At 39.4% G+C, this 19,850-nt stretch carries 17 protein-coding genes; 1 reads left to right on the top strand and 16 read right to left on the bottom strand.

Annotation, left to right across the window (positions count from 1 at the left end):
* Nucleotides 1–3 precede the first annotated feature (3 nt).
* Nucleotides 4–798, bottom strand: a complete 795-nt coding sequence (gene murI, locus H628_RS0107035) for a glutamate racemase (RefSeq protein WP_027825832.1) — start codon at nucleotides 796–798, stop codon at nucleotides 4–6.
* Between the two features lie 183 nt (nucleotides 799–981).
* On the opposite strand from murI, the gene H628_RS0107030 reads away from it, so the two are divergent.
* On the top strand, nucleotides 982–1,377 hold the full coding sequence (locus tag H628_RS0107030; protein WP_027825831.1) for a YslB family protein: 396 nt from the start codon (nucleotides 982–984) through the stop codon (nucleotides 1,375–1,377).
* Nucleotides 1,378–1,404: 27 nt separating this feature from the next.
* Here H628_RS0107030 and trxA read toward each other — a convergent pair whose 3' ends face one another.
* From trxA to mutS, 15 genes are all read right to left on the bottom strand, one after another.
* Nucleotides 1,405–1,716 (bottom strand): thioredoxin, encoded by a 312-nt coding sequence (gene trxA, locus H628_RS0107025; protein WP_027825830.1) that lies wholly within the window; start codon nucleotides 1,714–1,716, stop codon nucleotides 1,405–1,407.
* A gap of 100 nt (nucleotides 1,717–1,816) precedes the next feature.
* Entirely contained in the window at nucleotides 1,817–4,177 is a 2,361-nt protein-coding gene (locus tag H628_RS0107020; RefSeq protein ID WP_027825829.1) for an endonuclease MutS2, read from the bottom strand.
* 50 nt (nucleotides 4,178–4,227) lie between these two features.
* Complete coding sequence (locus H628_RS0107015) at nucleotides 4,228–4,542, bottom strand: DUF1292 domain-containing protein (RefSeq protein WP_027825828.1); 315 nt, start codon at nucleotides 4,540–4,542, stop codon at nucleotides 4,228–4,230.
* On the bottom strand, nucleotides 4,526–4,972 hold the full coding sequence (gene ruvX, locus H628_RS0107010; RefSeq protein WP_027825827.1) for a Holliday junction resolvase RuvX: 447 nt from the start codon (nucleotides 4,970–4,972) through the stop codon (nucleotides 4,526–4,528). The genes H628_RS0107015 and ruvX overlap by 17 nt, the downstream gene beginning before the upstream one ends.
* Entirely contained in the window at nucleotides 4,972–5,229 is a 258-nt protein-coding gene (locus H628_RS0107005; RefSeq protein WP_027825826.1) for an IreB family regulatory phosphoprotein, read from the bottom strand. The genes ruvX and H628_RS0107005 overlap by 1 nt, the downstream gene beginning before the upstream one ends.
* 49 nt (nucleotides 5,230–5,278) lie before the next feature.
* Nucleotides 5,279–7,924 (bottom strand): alanine--tRNA ligase, encoded by a 2,646-nt coding sequence (gene alaS, locus H628_RS0107000; RefSeq protein WP_027825825.1) that lies wholly within the window; start codon nucleotides 7,922–7,924, stop codon nucleotides 5,279–5,281.
* Between the two features lie 232 nt (nucleotides 7,925–8,156).
* Nucleotides 8,157–9,515, bottom strand: coding sequence for a DEAD/DEAH box helicase (locus H628_RS0106995; RefSeq protein ID WP_027825824.1), 1,359 nt, complete (start codon nucleotides 9,513–9,515; stop codon nucleotides 8,157–8,159).
* Entirely contained in the window at nucleotides 9,508–10,467 is a 960-nt protein-coding gene (locus H628_RS0106990) for a DHH family phosphoesterase (protein WP_034538454.1), read from the bottom strand. The genes H628_RS0106995 and H628_RS0106990 overlap by 8 nt, the downstream gene beginning before the upstream one ends.
* 48 nt (nucleotides 10,468–10,515) lie before the next feature.
* The gene (gene dinB / locus H628_RS0106985) at nucleotides 10,516–11,628 is read right to left on the bottom strand and encodes a DNA polymerase IV (RefSeq protein ID WP_034538453.1); all 1,113 of its coding nucleotides are present in this window, start codon (nucleotides 11,626–11,628) and stop codon (nucleotides 10,516–10,518) included.
* The gene (gene zwf, locus H628_RS0106980) at nucleotides 11,628–13,079 is read right to left on the bottom strand and encodes a glucose-6-phosphate dehydrogenase (RefSeq protein WP_027825821.1); all 1,452 of its coding nucleotides are present in this window, start codon (nucleotides 13,077–13,079) and stop codon (nucleotides 11,628–11,630) included. Before zwf ends, dinB begins: the two co-directional genes overlap by 1 nt.
* Before the next feature lie 92 nt (nucleotides 13,080–13,171).
* Nucleotides 13,172–13,555 (bottom strand): preprotein translocase subunit YajC, encoded by a 384-nt coding sequence (yajC, locus tag H628_RS0106975; RefSeq protein WP_027825820.1) that lies wholly within the window; start codon nucleotides 13,553–13,555, stop codon nucleotides 13,172–13,174.
* A gap of 50 nt (nucleotides 13,556–13,605) precedes the next feature.
* Nucleotides 13,606–14,607, bottom strand: coding sequence for a Holliday junction branch migration DNA helicase RuvB (gene ruvB, locus H628_RS0106970; RefSeq protein WP_155825182.1), 1,002 nt, complete (start codon nucleotides 14,605–14,607; stop codon nucleotides 13,606–13,608).
* A 32-nt stretch (nucleotides 14,608–14,639) separates the two neighbouring features.
* On the bottom strand, nucleotides 14,640–15,218 hold the full coding sequence (ruvA, locus tag H628_RS0106965) for a Holliday junction branch migration protein RuvA (RefSeq protein ID WP_027825818.1): 579 nt from the start codon (nucleotides 15,216–15,218) through the stop codon (nucleotides 14,640–14,642).
* A gap of 2 nt (nucleotides 15,219–15,220) precedes the next feature.
* A complete protein-coding gene (mutL, locus tag H628_RS0106960) occupies nucleotides 15,221–17,074 on the bottom strand; it encodes a DNA mismatch repair endonuclease MutL (protein ID WP_027825817.1) in 1,854 nt (617 codons plus the stop codon).
* Nucleotides 17,074–19,641, bottom strand: a complete 2,568-nt coding sequence (mutS, locus tag H628_RS0106955; RefSeq protein WP_201780425.1) for a DNA mismatch repair protein MutS — start codon at nucleotides 19,639–19,641, stop codon at nucleotides 17,074–17,076. The genes mutL and mutS overlap by 1 nt, the downstream gene beginning before the upstream one ends.
* Between the last annotated feature and the right edge of the window lie 209 nt (nucleotides 19,642–19,850).

The raw sequence follows: 19,850 nt of genomic DNA, 5'->3' as shown, positions 1-19,850 counted from the left end.
AATTTAATCTCCTGTTTCAACATGTTCAGCACACACTGTCTGATCATTTAGCCATTTTTCAGCCACTACAGTAAAGTTAGCCGCATTGCCCGTTGTGTAATACTCATGCTTCGCTGGTCCAGTTGCCTGCAACTTATCACGCTTTAAAACGTTCTCAGTATATTGGGCCACTTGATCTGCAGGATCAACTAGCGTAACCGCTTCACCTACTGCCGCTCTAATCTCATCGCGAATAATTGGATAGTGTGTACATCCTAAGACCATTGTATCAAATTTATGATTTTTTAGGGGCAAAAGACTATTTTTTACTTCTTTTAAATTTTCCTCAAAACTAGCTTGCTTTTCAACTAACGGAGCTAAATGAGGTGTTGCAAGTTCAGTTACAGCTATTTCAGAATCTCTAAATTGAATTTCGTTTTTATAAGCATGCGAAGCAATGGTAACTTTAGTTCCAATTACTGCAACTTTTTTACTTTTGCTTACCCTTGCTGCTGCAAGGCTACCTGATTGAATCACACCAATGATCTGCGGTTCAATCTCCTTTTGAATGATATCCATTGCTGCAGCAGTGGCAGTATTACATGCAAAAATAATCACTTTAACATTTTTGGAAAGTAAAAACTTAACACTATTTCTAGTTAGCTCAACCACTTCTTCGCGATTTCGATCGCCATATGGCATATGTGCTTGATCTCCAATAAACACAGTCGATTCATTTGGAAGTTTGGCAATTACTTTTTTTAAGACTGTTAGACCACCAATACCTGAGTCTAATAATCCAATAGGACGATTATCCATTTTTTATCTCCTTATTTCTTGCACTAGTCTTAACTTATTTAACTCTTTTTTTTGAATTCAAGCAATATTTGCTTTGTTATTACTTAAGCTCATTATTTTTATCACAAATATTCATTAAATTATTGCTAGACCGCTTGTTAAGTCTAATGTAAAATGGAATAGAATGCAAAGGGATGGAATTATATGCAAGCAAATAACGAACACTCATATTTTATCAATCAGCTTTACCGCGATTTCTTACTACCCAAGATTTTAGGTGAAGATACTAAAGAAATTCTTTACTGGGCTGGTAAACAAATCGCACGGCATTACGCCTTAAGTGATGTCAGTGATTTAACCGAATTCTTCGAAATGTCAGAGTTTGGAGCTCTTACCTTAGTAAAAGAAAAAAGAGCTAGTCAAACTTTTGAACTTACTGGTCAAAGCGTAACTGATCGATTAGATTCAAAATCAACAGATTTTGAATTAGAAGCTGGAATTATTGCTGAAACACTAGAAAAAGCTAATGATCGCCCATGCGAAGCTAGCGTTACAATTCTAACTAAAGAGCAAAAAGTTCAAATTATTGCTCAATTTTAAAAGGCTGCAAATTTGCAGCCTTTTTTGTTAGTCAACATATTGATCTAAAATTTCATCTAACTTTTCTTTGGGAGTGTAACCGGTAATTCTGTCAACAATTTCACCATTTTTCTTAATGATTAAAGTTGGAATTGCCATAATACCTAGATTCTTAGCAATTGATTGATTTTCATCAACATCCACTTTAGTGAACTTAACGTCTTGTCTTTCTTCGGCAAGTTCATCAATTACTGGTGATTGCATCCGACAAGGTCCACACCAAGTTGCCCAAAAATCAGTTAAAACAACGCCATCTTTGGTCTCTTCTTCAAAGTTCTTTTCAGTTAAAGCTTCAACCATCTTTATACCTCATTTCATATAATTTATTTTAATTCATTTCTTGATATTTAAATTCTAAGTTAGCTACTTACTTTTTGCAAGTAAATTGCTCACTTAAGTTTTATTTTAATTCAACAATTGTGGCACCATTACCACCTTCATTAGCAGGTGCATAGTTAAAGCTCTTTACATGACGACTTGACTTCAAATATTGCCAAACACCCTGTCTAATTGCTCCGGTACCAATTCCATGAACAATAACCACACTGCCTAATCCAGCTAACAGTGATGCATCAATATAGCGATCAAGATTAATCATTGCTTCTTCATAGCGCTGGCCCCGTAGGTCTAGTTGGCTGCTTGCACTGGCGCGGTTAAGTTTTCTAGTTGTCTTAACCACAGTTTGCTTTTTCTTTGGCGCCTTACTAGTTTCTTTTTCAATGTCAGTATCACTAATTTTCACTTTCATGATACCCATTTGTACTTCATAATCATGCTCAGAAAGTTTTTTAGTAACTGTACCAACTTGTCCATAAGATAAAACTTTCACGCGGTCACCGACAGCAACTTGATGTCGCTTCTTTTCCCGCTTTAAGACCTTATTGTGAGCTAAGTTATTGGCTTCTTTGCTTAGCTTATTAAATTGGCCCTTAGCATCAATTAATTTATTCTCAGCGACATGTGCGCCCGCAGACTTTTGCTTTTCAAGCTCAGCAATAATTGCCTCGGCCTTTTTACGCTTTTTGGCAATAACTTCATTAGCCCGTTCATTTGCAAAATCAACTTGCTTTTGTACTCTTTGTTCGTAAATATCAAGACCATCTTGCAATTTTTTAACTAAAGCTTGGGCTTGATCAAGATTTTTAAGTAACTGCTTTTTCTTGGTGGCTACTTCTTTGGTTTGTTCATTTAAGCGGGCAATCATGCGATTTAACTCTGAATCGCTATCTTTAGTTAAACTTTCAGCCCGCTTAACTACCTTTTCGTCCATCCCCAAACGGCGAGTAATAGCAAAGGCATTACTGTAACCAGGAATCCCAACTTGTAAAACATAAGTTGGCGTAAGCTTTTTAACATCGAATTCCATTGAGGCATTGGTAGTACGTTCTCGGTTATAGCCGTAAAGCTTTAATTCGGGATAGTGCGTTGTAACCATAATTTTGGCTCTTTTATCTCTTAGATAGTCCAAAATACTAATAGCTAAGCTAGCACCTTCTTCTGGGTCAGTCCCTGCCCCAATCTCATCGATCAAAACCAAAGTATTTTGGTTCACATCGCGCATAATCTGAATAATGTCATTCATGTGAGAAGAAAAAGTCGATAGCGACTGCTCAATTGATTGTTCATCCCCAATATCAGCGAAAATTTCATCAAAAATCCCCACTTGACTATCTTCTTGAGCTGGAATGAATAAGCCTGATTGTGCCATTAATTGCAAAAGGCCAATTGTCTTCAAAGTAATGGTCTTACCACCAGTGTTGGGACCAGTGATTAACATGGTATCAAAGTCAATCCCTAAACTAATGTCATTTGCTACAACTTTTTCTGGATCAATTAATGGGTGACGCGCCTTCTTCAAGTTAACTTGGTGCTCTAAATTTAACTTGGGTTCAGTTGCTTTCATCTGCTTAGCAAGTTTAGCTTTAGCCTGAATAAAGTCAAGGATAGTCAAACTTTGGCTACAATTTTGAATTTTTTCAATTTCTAATCCTGCAGCTAAGGATAATTCGCGTAAAATTCGGCGAATTTCTTTACGCTCTTGAGCTAATAAACTTTGCTGGCGGTTATTCAAGCTTAAAACTGCTTCAGGTTCAACAAATAAAGTTTGACCACTGGCAGATTGGTCGTGAACAACGCCACCTAATTTTCCCTTAAATTCTTGCTTAACTGGCAAAACGTAACGATCATCTCTGATTGTCACCAAGTTATCTGACAAGTATTTACTTGAAGCCTTAGACAAACTAGCCATTTTAGCCTTAATTTCTGCTTCATTGGCACGTAAATCATGTCTAATTCTTTCGAGTTCACTTGAAGCTGTATCAAGTAAAATCCCATCAAAATCAACAGCTTGCTTTAACTTACGATATAAGTCTTCAGGAACTTCAAGCTTAGCCAATAATTCACTAATTGCAGTTAAATCAAGGTCATTTTCTTGACTATCTTCTGCAAATTTATTCATTTCATGCGCCAGACTAAAAATTAATAAGATATTGGCCAATTCTTCCCCATTTAAACTAGCTTTTAATTTAAGCCGCTTAAGGCTTTCAGTGAGTGGCTTAAAGTTGGTAATGGGTAAGTTACCTCTAATTCTAAGTAAATTAACCACTGCCAAAGTTTGAGCTAGTAGCCGCTTAACTTCGCTAGGTTCAGTAGCTGGCTTTAAATTACTAGCAACTTCCTTAGCAGCTTCTGTCACTGCTAAATTAGCTAATTGCTCAGTTATCCGTCCATATTCTAAAATCTTTAATATTTTTTGATTCATAATCCTTCTTTTCCTACGAAAAAAAGACCGGCTCATGCCAGTCTTTCGTCTTATTCACCACTTAAACGATCATCATCTAAGAATGTATTCAAAACACCTTGAACCATTGCCCATTCTTCATCAGATTCGATTTCATGTAAGTCACTACTTGTTACATCACCAGCATCATCGGCATCATAGCTGAAAGCTTGAACTTCAATATCTTCGTCTTCGCCAATTGCTGCAGGATAAAGTAAAACATAAGACTTATCATAATCGTCTGAGTGAAAAGTGAATAAAACTTCAAATAATTCTTCATTACCTTGATCATCAATCAAAGTAATTTGGCGATCTTTATCATCACCTGGATTAATCTTTGCTGCCATCTGTCTTCCTTCTTTGTAAATCTAAGTAAGTTTGCAAAATCAGTACCGCGGCCATTTGGTCAATCACATCTTTACGCTTGTGACGATCATGGATGTCAGCTTCATCAATTAATACTCGATCAGCTTGGACTGTAGTTAATCGCTCATCAGTAAAATGCACTGGGAGCTTAAACTTATCTGCTAACCTCTTGCCATAGGCTTGACTGCGAGTAACTGATGCACCATTACTACCATCCATATTTTTTGGTAATCCCAAAACAAAAGCTGAGACCTCATATTCACGAACTAATTTCTTGATTTGCTTCATTCCAAAGTTGAATTTACTTTCATCAATTGGAATTGTTTCTAACTTTTGGGCAGTATACCCCAGTTCATCACTTATTGCGACTCCTACAGTCTTTGAACCTACATCAAGACCTAATAAGCGCATTATTTGTCCTTACCTAAGTAACTCTTAACTAATTCCTCGATAATTTCATCACGTTCATGTTTCAAAATTAAGTTACGTGCATCATTATGACGAGGAATATATGCTGGGTCGCCGGAAAGTAAGTAGCCTACAATTTGATTAGTAGGATTGTAGCCTTTTTCCTCAAGTGCAGCATATACGTCTTGAAGAGTATCATAAACATTTTTGCCTTTATTTTGATTAAAATCAAAATGCATAGTTTTATCTAGCGAACTCATAATTCATTCCTCCCAAGGCAATTTTACTTGAAATAGCCCAGTAAAACAATTATTTTAACTTAGCCGCAATTTCTTTCAAGGCAAGTTTGATTGCATCATCTAAGCCATCAGGGTTCTTACCACCGGCTTGAGCCATGTTAGGACGGCCACCACCGCCACCACCAAAGGTTGGGGCAACTGCCTTAATTAAGTCACCAGCCTTAAGGCCTTTCTTAATTGCAGTATCAGCTAAGCTGATTACCATGTTAGCCTTACCATCATTTGCACAAGCAAGAACTAAAACATCACTCTTATTTTCGCTCTTCCAAGTATCAGCTAATTCACGTAAGTCGTTCATACCGTTAACATCAGCAATTTTAGCAATAACAGTTAAATCACCAACAGTTTCAGGATTTGCAAACAAGTCACCAGCCTTGGCTTGATTAATGCTTAATTCAAGTTCAGCAACCTTCTTTTGGCTGTTACGTAAGTCTTCTTCCATTGAGCTAATCTTGCCCTTAATGTCATCAGCCTTAGTAGCCTTAACTTCTTGCTTGATTTCTTCAAGTAAAGCATCACGATTTGCAAGATATTCGTAGGCCTTTTCACTAGTTACAGCTTCAATTCTACGCATACCGGCACCAATTGCTTGTTCTGAAATAATCTTGAAGATACCAATTTGAGCAGTATTTGAACAGTGAGTCCCACCACAGAATTCAATTGAGAAGTCGTTAACTTGAACAACGCGAACTTTGTCACCGTACTTACCGTTAAAGAGGGCTAATGCACCCATCTTCTTACCGGTTTCTGGATCAGTAATCGTAGTCTTTACGTCAATGTTTTCCCAAATCTTTTGGTTAACTAAACGTTCAACAGTTTCAATTTCACGTGGGGTCATTGGGTCAATAGCAGTAAAGTCGAAACGTAAGAAGTCAGGATCAACTAAAGAACCTGCTTGGTGCGTATGTTCACCTAAGACTTCACGAAGTGCAGCGTGAATTAAGTGAGTTGCAGTGTGTGAGTGACGCAAGCCTTCACGGCGGTGAGCATCAATCTTCAAAACATATTCTTTACCCTTTTCCATTGGTAAAATAAGGTCAACAAAGTGCATGTTTTGGTCATTTGGTGCGTGTTGTACATCAGTAACCTTGGCTACTAAGTCACCATTTTGGTCATAAATATCACCATGGTCGGCTACTTGACCACCACGTTCTGCGTAAAATGGAGTCTTATCAAAGATTAAAATTGCGGTTTCGCCATCTGCCTTATCAACTAACTTGTCGTTAACCACAATGTCAATTAACTTAGCATGCTTTTCTTCGTAAACGCCGTATTCAAATTCTGACTTGTCCTTAATGTTCATCAAGGTTTCATCTTGACGACCCATTGATTGTAAGTCACCACGAGCTTTTCTAGCACGTTCTTTTTGAGCTGCCATTTCCTTATCAAAGCCAGCTTTATCAACCTTCAAGCCCTTGTCTTGAGCAGCTTCAAAAGTTAATTCATATGGGAAACCGTAAGTATCAAATAACTTGAAGGCATCCTTACCAGAAATGGTCTTGTCGTCACTTGCGCTAGCCTTTTCGATTAAGTCATCAAGTAAAGTTAAACCTGATTCAAGAGTAGCACCGAAGCGATCTTCTTCATTCTTAATTACTTTTTGAATGAATGGAGCTTGCTTCAAGACTTCTGGGTAGTGACTTTCCATCACTTTACCAACAACTGGTACTAACTTGTAAAGGAAGGCTCCGTTAATACCCAAACGCTTACCATTTAAGTCAGCACGTCTGATTAAACGACGTAAAACGTATCCACGGCCTGAGTTTGATGGAAGTGCACCATCGCCAATTGCAAATGAAACTGCACGTACGTGGTCCGCAATAATCTTAAAGGCAATGTCATCTTCTTTGTTGGTTGCGTATTTCTTGCCAGCACTCATCTTTTCAGTTTCATGAATCATTGGCATGAATAAGTCAGTTTCAAAGTTAGTTGGGGCATCTTGCAAGATTGAAAGTACCCGTTCAAGACCCATCCCAGTATCGATGTTCTTGTGTGGTTGATCAACATATTCACCATTTGGTAAGTGGTTGTATTGTGAAAACACAATGTTCCAAATTTCAAGGTAACGTGCGTTTTCACCACCTGGGAAGTTTTCTGGATCATCTTCAGCTACGTCGTTATTTTCTTGACCACGATCGTAGAAAATTTCAGTATCAGGACCACATGGACCTTCACCGATATCCCAAAAGTTGTCTTCTAACTTGATAATGTGGTCTTTTGGCATCCCTGCCTTTTCCCAAACTCTTTGAGAATCAACGTCTTTAGGGTAAACAGTACAGTAAAGCTTATCCTTGTCTAAACCAAGCCACTTAGGACTAGTTAAGAATTCCCAAGCCCAAGGAATAGCTTCATCTCTAAAGTAGTCACCAACACTGAAGTTACCAAGCATTTCAAAGAAAGTTTGGTGACGAGCAGTCTTACCAACGTTTTCAATATCGTTAGTTCTGATTGACTTTTGTGAACTAGTAATTCTACGGTTCTTAGGAACAACTGAACCATCGAAATACTTCTTCATAGTTGCAACCCCAGAGTTAATCCAAAGTAAAGTTGGATCATCTTGTGGGATTAATGATTGTGATGGCAAAACCATGTGACCATGTTCTTTAAAGAAATCAAGGTACATTTGCCGAAACTCTGAACTTGTAAGTTTCTTCATTTCTATCTCCTTAAATTAAAAAACACTATTGCAAAACTAACTCAAGGACGCCTTCGCGCGGTACCACCTTGCTTGCAACAGTGTTTTTGTTACCACTTTAAATATTAAATTCAAATTATCGTAAAGGAGCATTCTCTACGCCTTATTAAGCCTTCCCACCAACTAGCTCTCTCTAAAAATAAGGGATGTAGAGAATATATCTTTAGCTGAAAATTATTTTACTACTTCAAGGCTATTTGTCAACGCGTTTGCGCTTGCGACGCCGTTTTTCTACTCTAGCTTCGTGTCGCTTTTCTAGCTTACGTTTTTGACGCGCATCTTCTGCAATTGCGTTTCTAATTTTCTTTTTATAGCCTGGTTTTTTCTTAACTTTAACTTTTTTAACTAAACCACGTAAACGGCCATCTAATGCGTGAGTACTTGCATTTCTACTTTCGCGACGACGATAGTGGGTTCTAGCAACCAATTCACCATTTTTTAATTCAACAAAGTTAAACTTAACGCCAATATGTTCCAAGTTAGCCACTTGATTCATTTCTTCTTCGCGAATCAAAGTAATTGCATGACCAGCTAAACCATTCCGACCAGTTCTACCAATTCTGTGAATTACGAATTCTAAATCTTTCGGTAATTCATAATTAATTACCAAGCTAACGCCATCAATATCGATTCCGCGAGCAGCTAAGTCGGTAGCAACCACATATTGAAAATCGCCTTGTCGCACCAAACGTAAAGTCCGCTTACGTTCACGCTCAGTAATTCCGCCATGAATCTTAGCTACTCGTAAGCCTTGATCTTGTAAGTAGCTAGCAATTTCATCAACTTTAGTCTTAGTATTAGCAAAAACTAAAGCCAAATATGGTTGTCCCATCGTTAACAACTTGTAGAGTAAGTTCTTGCGGTCTTTTGAGCCGATATCTAGCAAGTCATTTTGAATCGTTGGTGCAATTACTGCAGGATTTTCAATAATGATTCTTTCAGGCTTTTGCATATACTTACGCAAAAAGTTATCCAATTTAACTGGAATAGTTGCTGAAAAGGCTGCAAATTGAACATCTTTAGGCATTTTAGCAGCAACTTTATCAATGTCACCCAAAAAGCCTAAATCTAAACTCATATCAGCTTCATCGATAACAAAAATCTTAACTTCGCTTAGGTTTAAAATGCGCTTTTCACTAAAATCAAGTAAACGTCCAGGAGTTGCAACAATTAGTTGTGGAGCCTTACTTTCAGCCTTTTCAATTTGACGTTCGCGATCACTACCACCACTTAGTAAACTAATTGAAATTGGTAAGTTACTTGCGTCACGCAATTGCCTTGCAACCTTATAAAGCTGCTGAGCTAGTTCACGACTTGGCGCGGTAATAACTACTTGTGTTACATCACGATCAAAGTCAATCTGATTTAAAGCTGGAATTAAATATGCGTGAGTCTTTCCACTACCGGTTGCTGCTTGCACTAACAAGTTCTTTCCAGAGAAAAAGGCAGGAATAACTTCACTTTGGACTTTAGTTGGCTTTACAAACTTAATTGCCTTTAAACCAGCTTGAATATTTGGATTAATTCTTGAATCTTCAAAAATATTATTCATGTTCACCATTATATTTCTTAGTTACATCTACTAATTCGGCAAAGATTTCGGCAATTTCAGCCTTATCTTTAGCCTTAGCACCACTTGCTAAAGCATGGCCACCACCATTGTGCTTTTCAGCTAAGTGATTAATTACAGGGCCCTTTGAACGATAATGTACTCGGTAAGTACCATCTTCTAATTCAACAATTACGCTCCAAGCAATGATATCTTTAATTCTACCTGGAGTTGAAACAGTTACTGAGGCTTCTTCAGTTGTCACACCAAGATCTTTCAAGGTCTTTTGCGTTAAAACAGCATAAGCTGCGCCACTTTCATCAACAGTCATGTAGTCTAAAACGCTACTTTGGAGCTTGGCTTGTTTGAAAGTAACATCGCTAATATTTCTGGCAATTTCATTGATGTTGATACCAGTCTTAGCAAGCATAGCTGCAATTTCAAAGGTGTGGGTGCTAGTTTCTGGGTACATAAAACGACCAGTGTCCCCAACAATGCCGGCATAAATTGGATATGCAACTTCAGCTGTAATTGGCATCTTTTCAGCCAATAAGAAGTCGGCAATGATTTCACTAGCAGCTGGCTTTTGATCATCTACGTAGTATAAATCGCCGTATGGATCAATGTTTGGGTGGTGGTCAATTTTAATCAAAAAGTCACCCATGTTAAAACGTTGGTCACTTACTCTTGGCGTATTAGCAGTATCAGTAGTAATAACTAAAGCACCCTTGTAATCTTCATCTTTAATTTCACTACCAGTGTTAATCCAAGTTAAATCGCCCCAGTCAACCCCAGCATATAAAACTCGCTTTTCAGGGAAGGCTAACTTAATTGAACGGCCAAGTCCAGCTTGTGAACCAATTGCATCAGGATCTGGACTGATATGACGGTGCAAGATAATTGTGTCATATTCTTTAATCTTCTTATAAATTTCATCAAAAGTTGTATTAGCCATCATTGTCTCCTTAGTAACAGTTTCAAATTTACTTTTTAAATATTAATTTTACCAATCAGTTGGAAATAAACCAAGACTGATTTCTTCAAAATTTGCATGTTCTAGTTCACTCACGCTCAAGCCTAATAATCTTACGCCGTTATCATAGGGCACTAACTCTAAGAGTTCAACTGCTGTTTGATAGACGATTTTACTATCATTTGTTCTTTTAGCTAGAGTAATGCGTTTAGTCAAAGTGACAAAGTCTGGACTACGATACTTTAAGGTCACTACCTTACAAGTTAAGTTTTGACTTTGCAACTTTTGACAAATCAGTTGGGCAAAATTTTTAAGTTGCTGCCACAGTTCATTTCGATTAAAAACAAACGGAATAAAAGTAGTCTCTTTTCCAATTGACTTACGCTGTCTTTGGGCTTTAACCGGACTAAAGTCAATGGCATGGGCGTGTAAATAAATTGCATAACCGAATTTTCCAAAATTCTTAGTAAAATAATCAACCGGCAATTTCTGTAAATCAAGTCCCGTCTCAATTCCAGCTTCATGTAGAATCTGGCTGGTCTTTTTTCCGACTCCTGGGAAATGGTCAACTGGCTGGCGAGCTAAAAAAGCCAAACTAGTTTCCGGCAAGATAATCGTTCTACCAAAAGGCTTTGCATATTCCGACCCCATCTTGGCCAAAAACTTATTAAAACTTACGCCAAAACTAGCTGTTAAGTGAAGCTCTTGATAGATTTTGTCTTGCATGTAACTCCCCAGTTCAACTGCGCTATAGTCGCCCAGCTTATTTTTAGTTACATCCATATAAGCTTCATCTAGTGCTACACTTTCAACTTGGTCTGTAACTTCATGCATAATTTCATGAACTTGCTGAGAAACTTGGCGATACTTGTCAAAATTTGGTTTAACAAAAGCTAATAAATCTTTTGGAACTAACCTTAAAGCACGACTTGCCGGCATTGCACTATGGACGCCGTACTGACGAGCTAAATAATTCGCCGTAGCAACTACTCCATGCCCACCATTTTGCCGGGGATCATGGCCAATAACCAAGGCCTTGGTCTTTAGAGCAGGATTATCACGCATCTCAACAGAAGCATAAAACGCATCCATATCTAAATGAATAATTTTACGGTGATAATCATTTTTTGGCAGCAATTGCATTATTCATAAATCCAGCGCTCAGTTGGAGTTTCAAAAATTTCATCCGCTTCAACTGGGCCAAGCTTTCCTTGAGGATATTGGGCAATTACTGCCTTGCCAGCTTCATTTTCTTTGCTCCAAGCAAGTTCAACTGCATCAATAAATTCCCAGAATTTGGCTAATTCACTCCAGTGGGTGAAGTTAGTTTGGTCACCGCAAACAACATCTCTTAATAAGCGTTCGTAGCCATCAGCTACTTGGGCATTTTCATAATCATCAAAGCGATAAGTTAAGTTCTCACGGCGAATACCACTACCGACAATCTTTTTACCATTAATTGTGATATAGATTTCACTTCTTGGATCAATAATAATGGTGATGTTGTTAGAGTGCGCTTGGCCATACAAGTTATTCATATGGCGCAAGACGATATCAATTCGGCTCTTCTTTTCGCGCATCTTCTTCCCGGTTCTAAAGTAAATCGGTACATCCTTCAAGGCACCAGCCTTGAACTTAACTTCACCAGCTACATAAGTTTCAGTCTTAGAGTCAGGGGCAACATTAGGTTCTTGCAAGTAACTAAAAGTATCATCAGTGCGATCATATTGTCCACGAACAAAGTGGCGAGTAACAAACTCACTATCAGGAATTAGCATACTATCGACTAGTTCTTGCTTTTTAGCGTGGATATCGCTACTAGATAAAGAAGCCGGCTCGCCCATGGCAAGTAAGGTAATAATTTGGAAGATGTGGTTTTGCACCATATCACGCAAGGCACCTGAAGTTTCATAATAAGCACCGCGAGCTTCAACACCGAGGTTCTCTGCTAAGGTTACTTGTACGTTTTTGATGTATTTACTTGACCAAATATTCTTAATCAAAGGATTAGATAAGCGCATTGGCAAAATGTTTTGAATCATTTCTTTGCCCAAATAGTGGTCAATTCGATAAATTTCTGACTCATCAAATGAGGCCTTGATTTCGTCATTTAACACCTTAGCTGAGTCTAATGAATGGCCAAATGGCTTTTCCACTACGATTCGGTTGAAACCAGAACCGGTAAGTTTTTGATCATTAATGTGGGTTGCAATCGTACCAAAAAAGCGTGGCGCCATTGCCATGTAAAAGATTCTATTTCCTTGAGCTTGATACTTTTGATCAAGTTCTGTTGCTAAATCCTTAACTGCAGTATAGTGTTCAACATTAGTTACATCATGAGATTGGTAGTAAAAGTGACTAGCAAAATCTGTTAAGCGGTCTAAATTTGTCTTTGCGCCTGTTTCTTTGACACTGTCAATTACTTGCTCACGCAAATAGTCATGACTCCATGGTCTGCGGGCCGTCCCAATAACTGCAAAATTTTCTGCTAGTAGGCCTTGTTCAAATAAGTTATAAAGGGCAGGATAAAGCTTGCGGTGAGCCAAATCACCACTCCCCCCAAAAATAACTATTACAACTGGGACATTTTTCATAAAAAAGCTCCTTTAATCAAAATCATTCACTATCAATCATATTTTACAACATAATCTTTGCTGGCATAGAAAAAACGCCTTTCGGCGCTTTTTTACTTGTCTTCTTTAGTTTCTGACTTTTCTGAATCTGCTGACTTTTCAGTAGTTTCAGGCTTAGTTTCAGTTTCAGCAGGGATTACTTCACGAACTGCAATCCGGCTAAAAGTTAAGTAGATACCATCAGCATCAACCACAATAGTTTTCTTTTCATCGTTGATTGAGTCAATCTTGGCATGTAAGCCATCAACTAAAATAACCTTATCGCCCTTCTTAAGTTGGTTAATCATCTTCATCCGTGCGTCATTTTGCTTCTTTTGTGGGCGAATCATGAAAAAGTACATGAAAGCAATTAAAACAACGAACATCAAAATTGAGCCGTAAGCTCCACCAAAACCGGCAGCTGCACCGGCAAAAATTAAATTACTCAAATCTTTCACCTCATTATATTAACTAATAATATTATACTAAACTTTATTACATTTGCTAGTTATTGTTCTGGATAGACTATTCCTAGTTGTAAGTAGGCCTTCTTCGTCGCCATTCTGCCCCGTGGAGTCATCGTAATGAACTTGTGCTGCAAGAGGTATGGCTCATAAACCGCTTCTAGCGTATCAATATCTTCCCCGATATTAGCAGCTAAAGTGCGAATACCAACCGGGCCACCATTATAAGCTTCAATAATTGTTTGTAAAATCTTCCGGTCAGTTAAATCTAAACCTGCATTATCGACTTGCAACTTATCTAAGGCATCGCTGGTCGTCGCAAAGGAAATTTTTACTTCACCCTTAACTTGGGCAAAATCACGCACCCGCTTGAGTAAACGGTTGGCAATTCGCGGCGTCCCCCGACTTCTGCGGGCAAGTTCATGGGCGGCAGTTTTACCAATTTCGGTACCAAAAACTTGGCTAGAGCGGGCAATAATCTTTTCTAAGTCACTAATTGTGTAGTACTGCATATGAGCTACAATCCCGAAGCGATCACGCAAAGGAGCTGATAAGTCCCCGGCCCGCGTTGTGGCTCCAATCAAGGTAAAAGGTGGAAGTGGGACATGTACTGCATGACTGCTTGAGCCTTCGCCGACCACAATATCGACATAAAAGTCTTCCATGGCTGAATAAAGAATTTCTTCAATTGGCTTAGCCAAGCGGTGAATTTCATCAATAAATAAAACATCCCCCGGCTCAAGGTCAGATAGTAGGGCCACTAGGTCGCCAGCCCGCTCAATTGCGGGTCCTGAAGTATTTTTGATGTTGACTCCAAGTTCATTGGCAATGACAAAGGCCATAGTCGTCTTCCCTAGACCTGGTGGTCCATAAAGCAAGACGTGGTCAAGCGCCTCATCACGTTTTTTGGCAGCTTGAATGTAAACTTCCATCTCTTCTTTTACCCGCTTTTGGCCGATATACTGGCTAAAGGTTTGCGGTCTCAAAGAAAGTTCACTGCTGTCGCTACTTGTTTCGTCTGCTTCAACAATTCGCTCTGAATCCATAATTCCCACCTTTCCTGTAATAATGCTATCGTTTATTTCTTAAGTAATAACTTCAAGCCCTCTTTGACATATTCGTCAGCTTCACTGCAATTTTGTTTTTCAAGCTTAGGCTTAATCTTGGCAATCTCTTTTTGCGTGTAGCCTAATGCAGCTAGTGCCATCAAGGCATCACTAAGGGCTTGAGAAGTATCTTGAGTAAAGAGATCCTGCTGGACAAAGCTGCCAAGCTTACCTTTTAAATCAAGCACAATCTGGCTAGCAGTCTTCTTGCCGACACCAGGAAACTTAGTCAAGTAGTTAACTTCACCATTTTCAATTGCTTGGGCTAGTGAATCAGAATTTTCTGCCGCCATAATCGCCATCGCACTCTTAGGGCCAATTCCTGAAACACTCAACAAGCGTAAGAATAAGTCCTTTTCCTCGCTTGAACTAAAACCATACAAGCTAATGTCATTATCACGCACAACTTGTTCAACATACAAGCGCACGTGTTGCCCCTGGCTGTAGCTATAAGGCTTGGCACTATACACCTTGAAGCCTTGACCGCCAACATCTAACGCTAGGTAACTAGGGGTAATAATCGTAATTGTTCCTTCTAAATATTCGTACATTCTTATTCGCCTTTTTTAAACATTCGATTTAATTCTGTCTGGGTGAACTTAACTAGCGTAACCTGACCAAATGGATCATGAAATGGGTCGGCCAGTTGACCTAATTGCTCTAATAAGTCCTGGCAAGCTGCTGCTGCTAACTTCGGCGCTTTTCTGGTTCGCCGCTTCACTTCGGCTTTAGCCAAGTTAAATTTCAAATCAGCTAAATCCTTGCTATTTAAAAATTCATCCAAAATGGTCCGCAAGGTATTTTCATTTTGGACTTGCATCCAAAGGGGATATGCTGCCAGGATAAAACTATTTTGGCCAAAGACTTCGAGCTTGATGCCAAGCTTAGCTAAAGTATCAGCTTGATCCTTCAGCTTCAAAAAGTCGCTACTACCAAAGTCTAAAACTAGTGGCGTCAGCAAGGTCTGTGAGTACTTGTCTTGCGCCTCCATTTCAGTTAGCACTTCATTAAAGAGCACACTACGCTGAGCAGCTAATTGGTCAACTAAATATAAGTCGCCTTCACTACCAGCAAAAATATAGCTACTATTATGCCCAAAATAGGTCAAGTTTGGCAAGGAGTGCGCTAGTGCTTCATCCCCTGCACTAATCACATCTTGCTTGGCCTGATCCTGGCCAAATGGCGTTAGCTTAGCTTGCGCAGCAACATTTTGGTCCCAACTAGCGGTCAAAACGTACCGGCTGTCTTCGCGCACCTCATTTAAGTTAACATATTGACTGCTACTTTCAGCAATCTTCGGAGCTGGCGTCTCTTTTTGGTAAGAGCGACTGGTGTCAACGACATTTTTGCCTAAGTTAAAGGCTAATTGAGCTTGTAAATCTGGCTTCTTGGTTAAATTATCTAGGCCCGAAAGACTGGTCTGCTCACTAGTTAAAGTTGAACTAATTGCTGTTGTAATCAAACGGCTGAGTTCTTTTTCTTTTGACAGGCGGACCTGCTCTTTAGTTGGGTGGACGTTGACATCAACTAATAGCGGATCAAGTTTAATTTCTAAAACCACAATTGGATACCGTCCGGTTGCAATTTTACTACCGTAGCCGGCTAAGATGGCCTTGTTTAGCTGAAAGTTTTTAATATAGCGGCCATTAAGTAAAATCGAAATAAAGTTGCGACTAGACCGAGTTGTCTCTGGCTTAGAAATTAATCCAGTTAAGGTAAAATCAGGATCAGCCTGCTTAACTTCTAACATGTCTTGGGCAATGAAGCGACCATAAATATTGGCTAAATCTTGGCGTAAATTGCCATTGCCAACAGTCTTGAGTAAAATCTTACCTTCATTTTTTAAGGTGAAACTGATATCGCTGTGCCCTAATGCAATCCGGTTAACAATATCCACAATCTTCATCGTTTCAGTTCGCGGACTCTTAAGGTATTTCAAGCGCGCTGGCGTGTTGTAAAAGAGGTCACTAACGCTAATCTTGGTCCCCTTAGTACCAGCGCTAGTCTCACTACTTAATTTTTGCCCACCGGCAAATTCAGCCTTCACGGCACTGATACCGTCACTACTAGTAACAACCTCAGTGTGTGAAACTGCCACAATCGAAGCTAAGGCTTCCCCGCGAAAACCCAGGGTCGCAATCTTAAACAAGTCACGTTCAGTGGCAATTTTGCTAGTTGCATGCCGCTTAAAGGCTAAGTCAAGCTCATCAGCTGCAATCCCGCTACCATTGTCAGAGACCACAATTTTCTTTAAACCCGCATCAAAAAATTCAACTTCAATTTGACTACTGCCGGCATCAATTGCGTTTTCAACTAATTCTTTGACCACACTTGCAGGCCGTTCAATTACCTCACCAGCAGCAATCTGGTTGGTTAAATTTTCTGATAGTTCATGAATTTTAGCCATTAATTTTCATCCTTCAAATCTTGTTGCCAATTATTGACTAGTTGCATGATTTCTAGTGGTGTCTTGTCAGCTAAATATAGACTGTTTAATTCATCTAAGACTTGCTCTTGGGCCTTAGTTAAACTGCTAGTCTCAGCAGCTTCACTTGCTTCATCTGCTTGACTTGGACTAAACAAATCCAGTTGCAAACTTGCTGGCTCAACCGCACTAGCTCCTTGAGCTTCTAGTCGCTTAAGCATCTTGCTAGCTTCAGTTAAGACCCGCGTTGGCAAACCCGCAAGTTGGGCAACGTGAATACCGTATGATTGATCAGCTGGGCCTGGCAAAATCTTATGTAAGAAAATCAACTTGCCATTTTCTTCAGTGGCACCCACGTGGATATTCTTCAAATGGTCCAGTGTCTTATCCATATCAGTTAATTCATGGTAGTGGGTTGCAAATAAGGTCTTAGCGCCAATCTTGTCATGCAAGTACTTAACAATTGCCCCAGCTAACGCCATCCCATCGTAAGTCGCAGTTCCGCGGCCAATTTCATCAAATAAGACGAGTGAGCGCTTAGTGGCATGTTGCAAAGCATCATTAGCTTCGCTCATTTCTACCATGAAGGTTGACTGCCCACTAATTAGGTCATCAGCTGCCCCAATTCTGGTAAAAATCTGATCAAAGATTGGCAATTTAGCTTCTTGAGCTGGGACAAATGAACCAATCTGAGCCATGATAGCAATCAGCGCCATCTGCCGCATGTAAGTACTCTTACCAGACATGTTAGGTCCAGTAATCAAGAAGACACTAGTAGCTTCATCCATGCGAACATCGTTAGGGATATATTCACCATCAACTAAGACCTTTTCAACTACTGGGTGCCGACCAGCTACAACCTTAATTGCTTGGTGGTCAGTATCAAAACTTGGCCGGCAGTAATTATTGCTTTCAGCTACTGTTGCTAGGCCGGCAAAGACATCCAAGCTAGCCACAGTATTTGCTAAGGCTTGCAACTTAGGGATAAAGGTCTTGATATATTCTCTTAACTGGGTAAAGATTTGATATTCAAGGTCAGTTGACTTATTTTCTGCTTCAAGAATTAAGTTTTCATGCTCTTTTAGTTCAGGAGTGATATAACGCTCTGAACTAGTTAAAGTTTGTTTACGAATATAACGCCCTTCTGGCACCTTAGCAACGTTACCCTTAGACACTTGAATAAAGTAGCCGAAGACCTTATTGTAGCCCACCTTCAAGTTTTCAATTCCGGTAACTTCACGCTCTTTAGCTTGAAGTTGTGCCACCCAATTCTTACCGTTATTCATCGCATCTTTATAGCGGTCAAGTTGCTCGTCAACGCCTGCACGAATAATGCCACCATCAGTAGTTAAAACTGGCGGGTCGTCAACAATCGTCTTGCGAATCTTCTTGGCTACTTCAGACAAGTCTAAAATATCATCCGCAAACTTAGCTAAAGTCTCATCGCCTGCTTCAAACAAAGCCTGCTTAATCACTGGAATTGCTTCAAGTGAGTTACTTAACTGCAAGAGTTCACGCGCATTTGCACTCCCGAAGGCAATTCGGCCAATCAAGCGCTCTAAGTCATAGACACCCTTTAGAGCATCCTTAATATTTTCCCGGCTAAAGTAGTTATCAAGTAAGGCCTGAACCATATCTTGCCGAGCCACAATTGCCTCCTTACTCAAAAGTGGCCGTGCCAACCACTGCTTAAGCAAGCGACTTCCCATTGCAGTATTAGTCTTATCTAGCACCCAAAATAGCGACCCCATCTTCTTACCGGTCTTAGCACTAGCAACTAATTCCAAGTTATTTTGCACCACATGTGACATTTGCAAATATTGTGATACTTCATAACTTTGAGCAATTTGAAGGTGCGCCAGGCTCCTTTTTTGGGTTGACAACAAATACACAACTAACTGCTTAGTTGCATTCTTTTCCCCAGGATTAGTCAACTTTTGCACCGCATAAGACACTTCGGCATGTTCTTTTTCAGCTTTTACTGGTTGAGAAATAGTGATATTGCTCTTTTTTAAGATATCCTTTTCCTTAGCAGTCAAGGCTCCTTCATAGACAACTTCCTTAGTACGCAAGGACAATAACTCATTCAAGACATCATTAAAACTCTTAAGGTGAGTTGTGTAAATTTCACCAGTGGATAAATCAGAATAAGCTAGCCCAAAACCAGTCTTAGTTGAAAAGACCGAAGTCAAATAGTTACTATCGCTACCATTATGCCCTTCGTTCATCATAGTTCCGGGAGTGACTAACTGGATAATTCCACGCTTAACCATTCCCTTAGCCTGCTTAGGGTCTTCAAGTTGTTCACAAAGCGCTACCTTATACCCCTTCTCGACCAAAGTATTCACATAAGAATCCACTGCTTGGTGAGGCACACCAGCCATAGGAATCGGATTCTCACTCTTATTAGAGCGGTGGGTCAGGGTCAATTCTAAGATTTGCGCGCCTTTTACCGCATCATCTTCAAACAGTTCATAGAAGTCACCAACGCGGTAGAACAAAAAGGCATCAGGATATTGCGCCTTAATATCATAGTATTGTTGCATCATTGGAGTTGTGTCAGCCATTAGTTACCTGTTCCCCTTAAAAAAGAAATTACTGTTTCTATTATAGCAAAAAGAAAAACGCCGAGAAAAACTCGACGTTTGAAAAGTCTAGATTATGGTTATTTATTTTTATGGTCTTTATACCAATAGTACAAATCTACTAATAGATAGGAAAAACCTAAAGTACCAAGATATTGAAATAAAGGTTCAAA

It is taken from the genome of Lactobacillus psittaci DSM 15354 (assembly GCF_000425905.1).
Lineage (GTDB): Bacteria > Bacillota > Bacilli > Lactobacillales > Lactobacillaceae > Lactobacillus > Lactobacillus psittaci.
The sequence above is the reverse complement of the archived record's forward strand: the minus strand, read 5'-3'. Positions and strand labels throughout refer to the sequence as shown.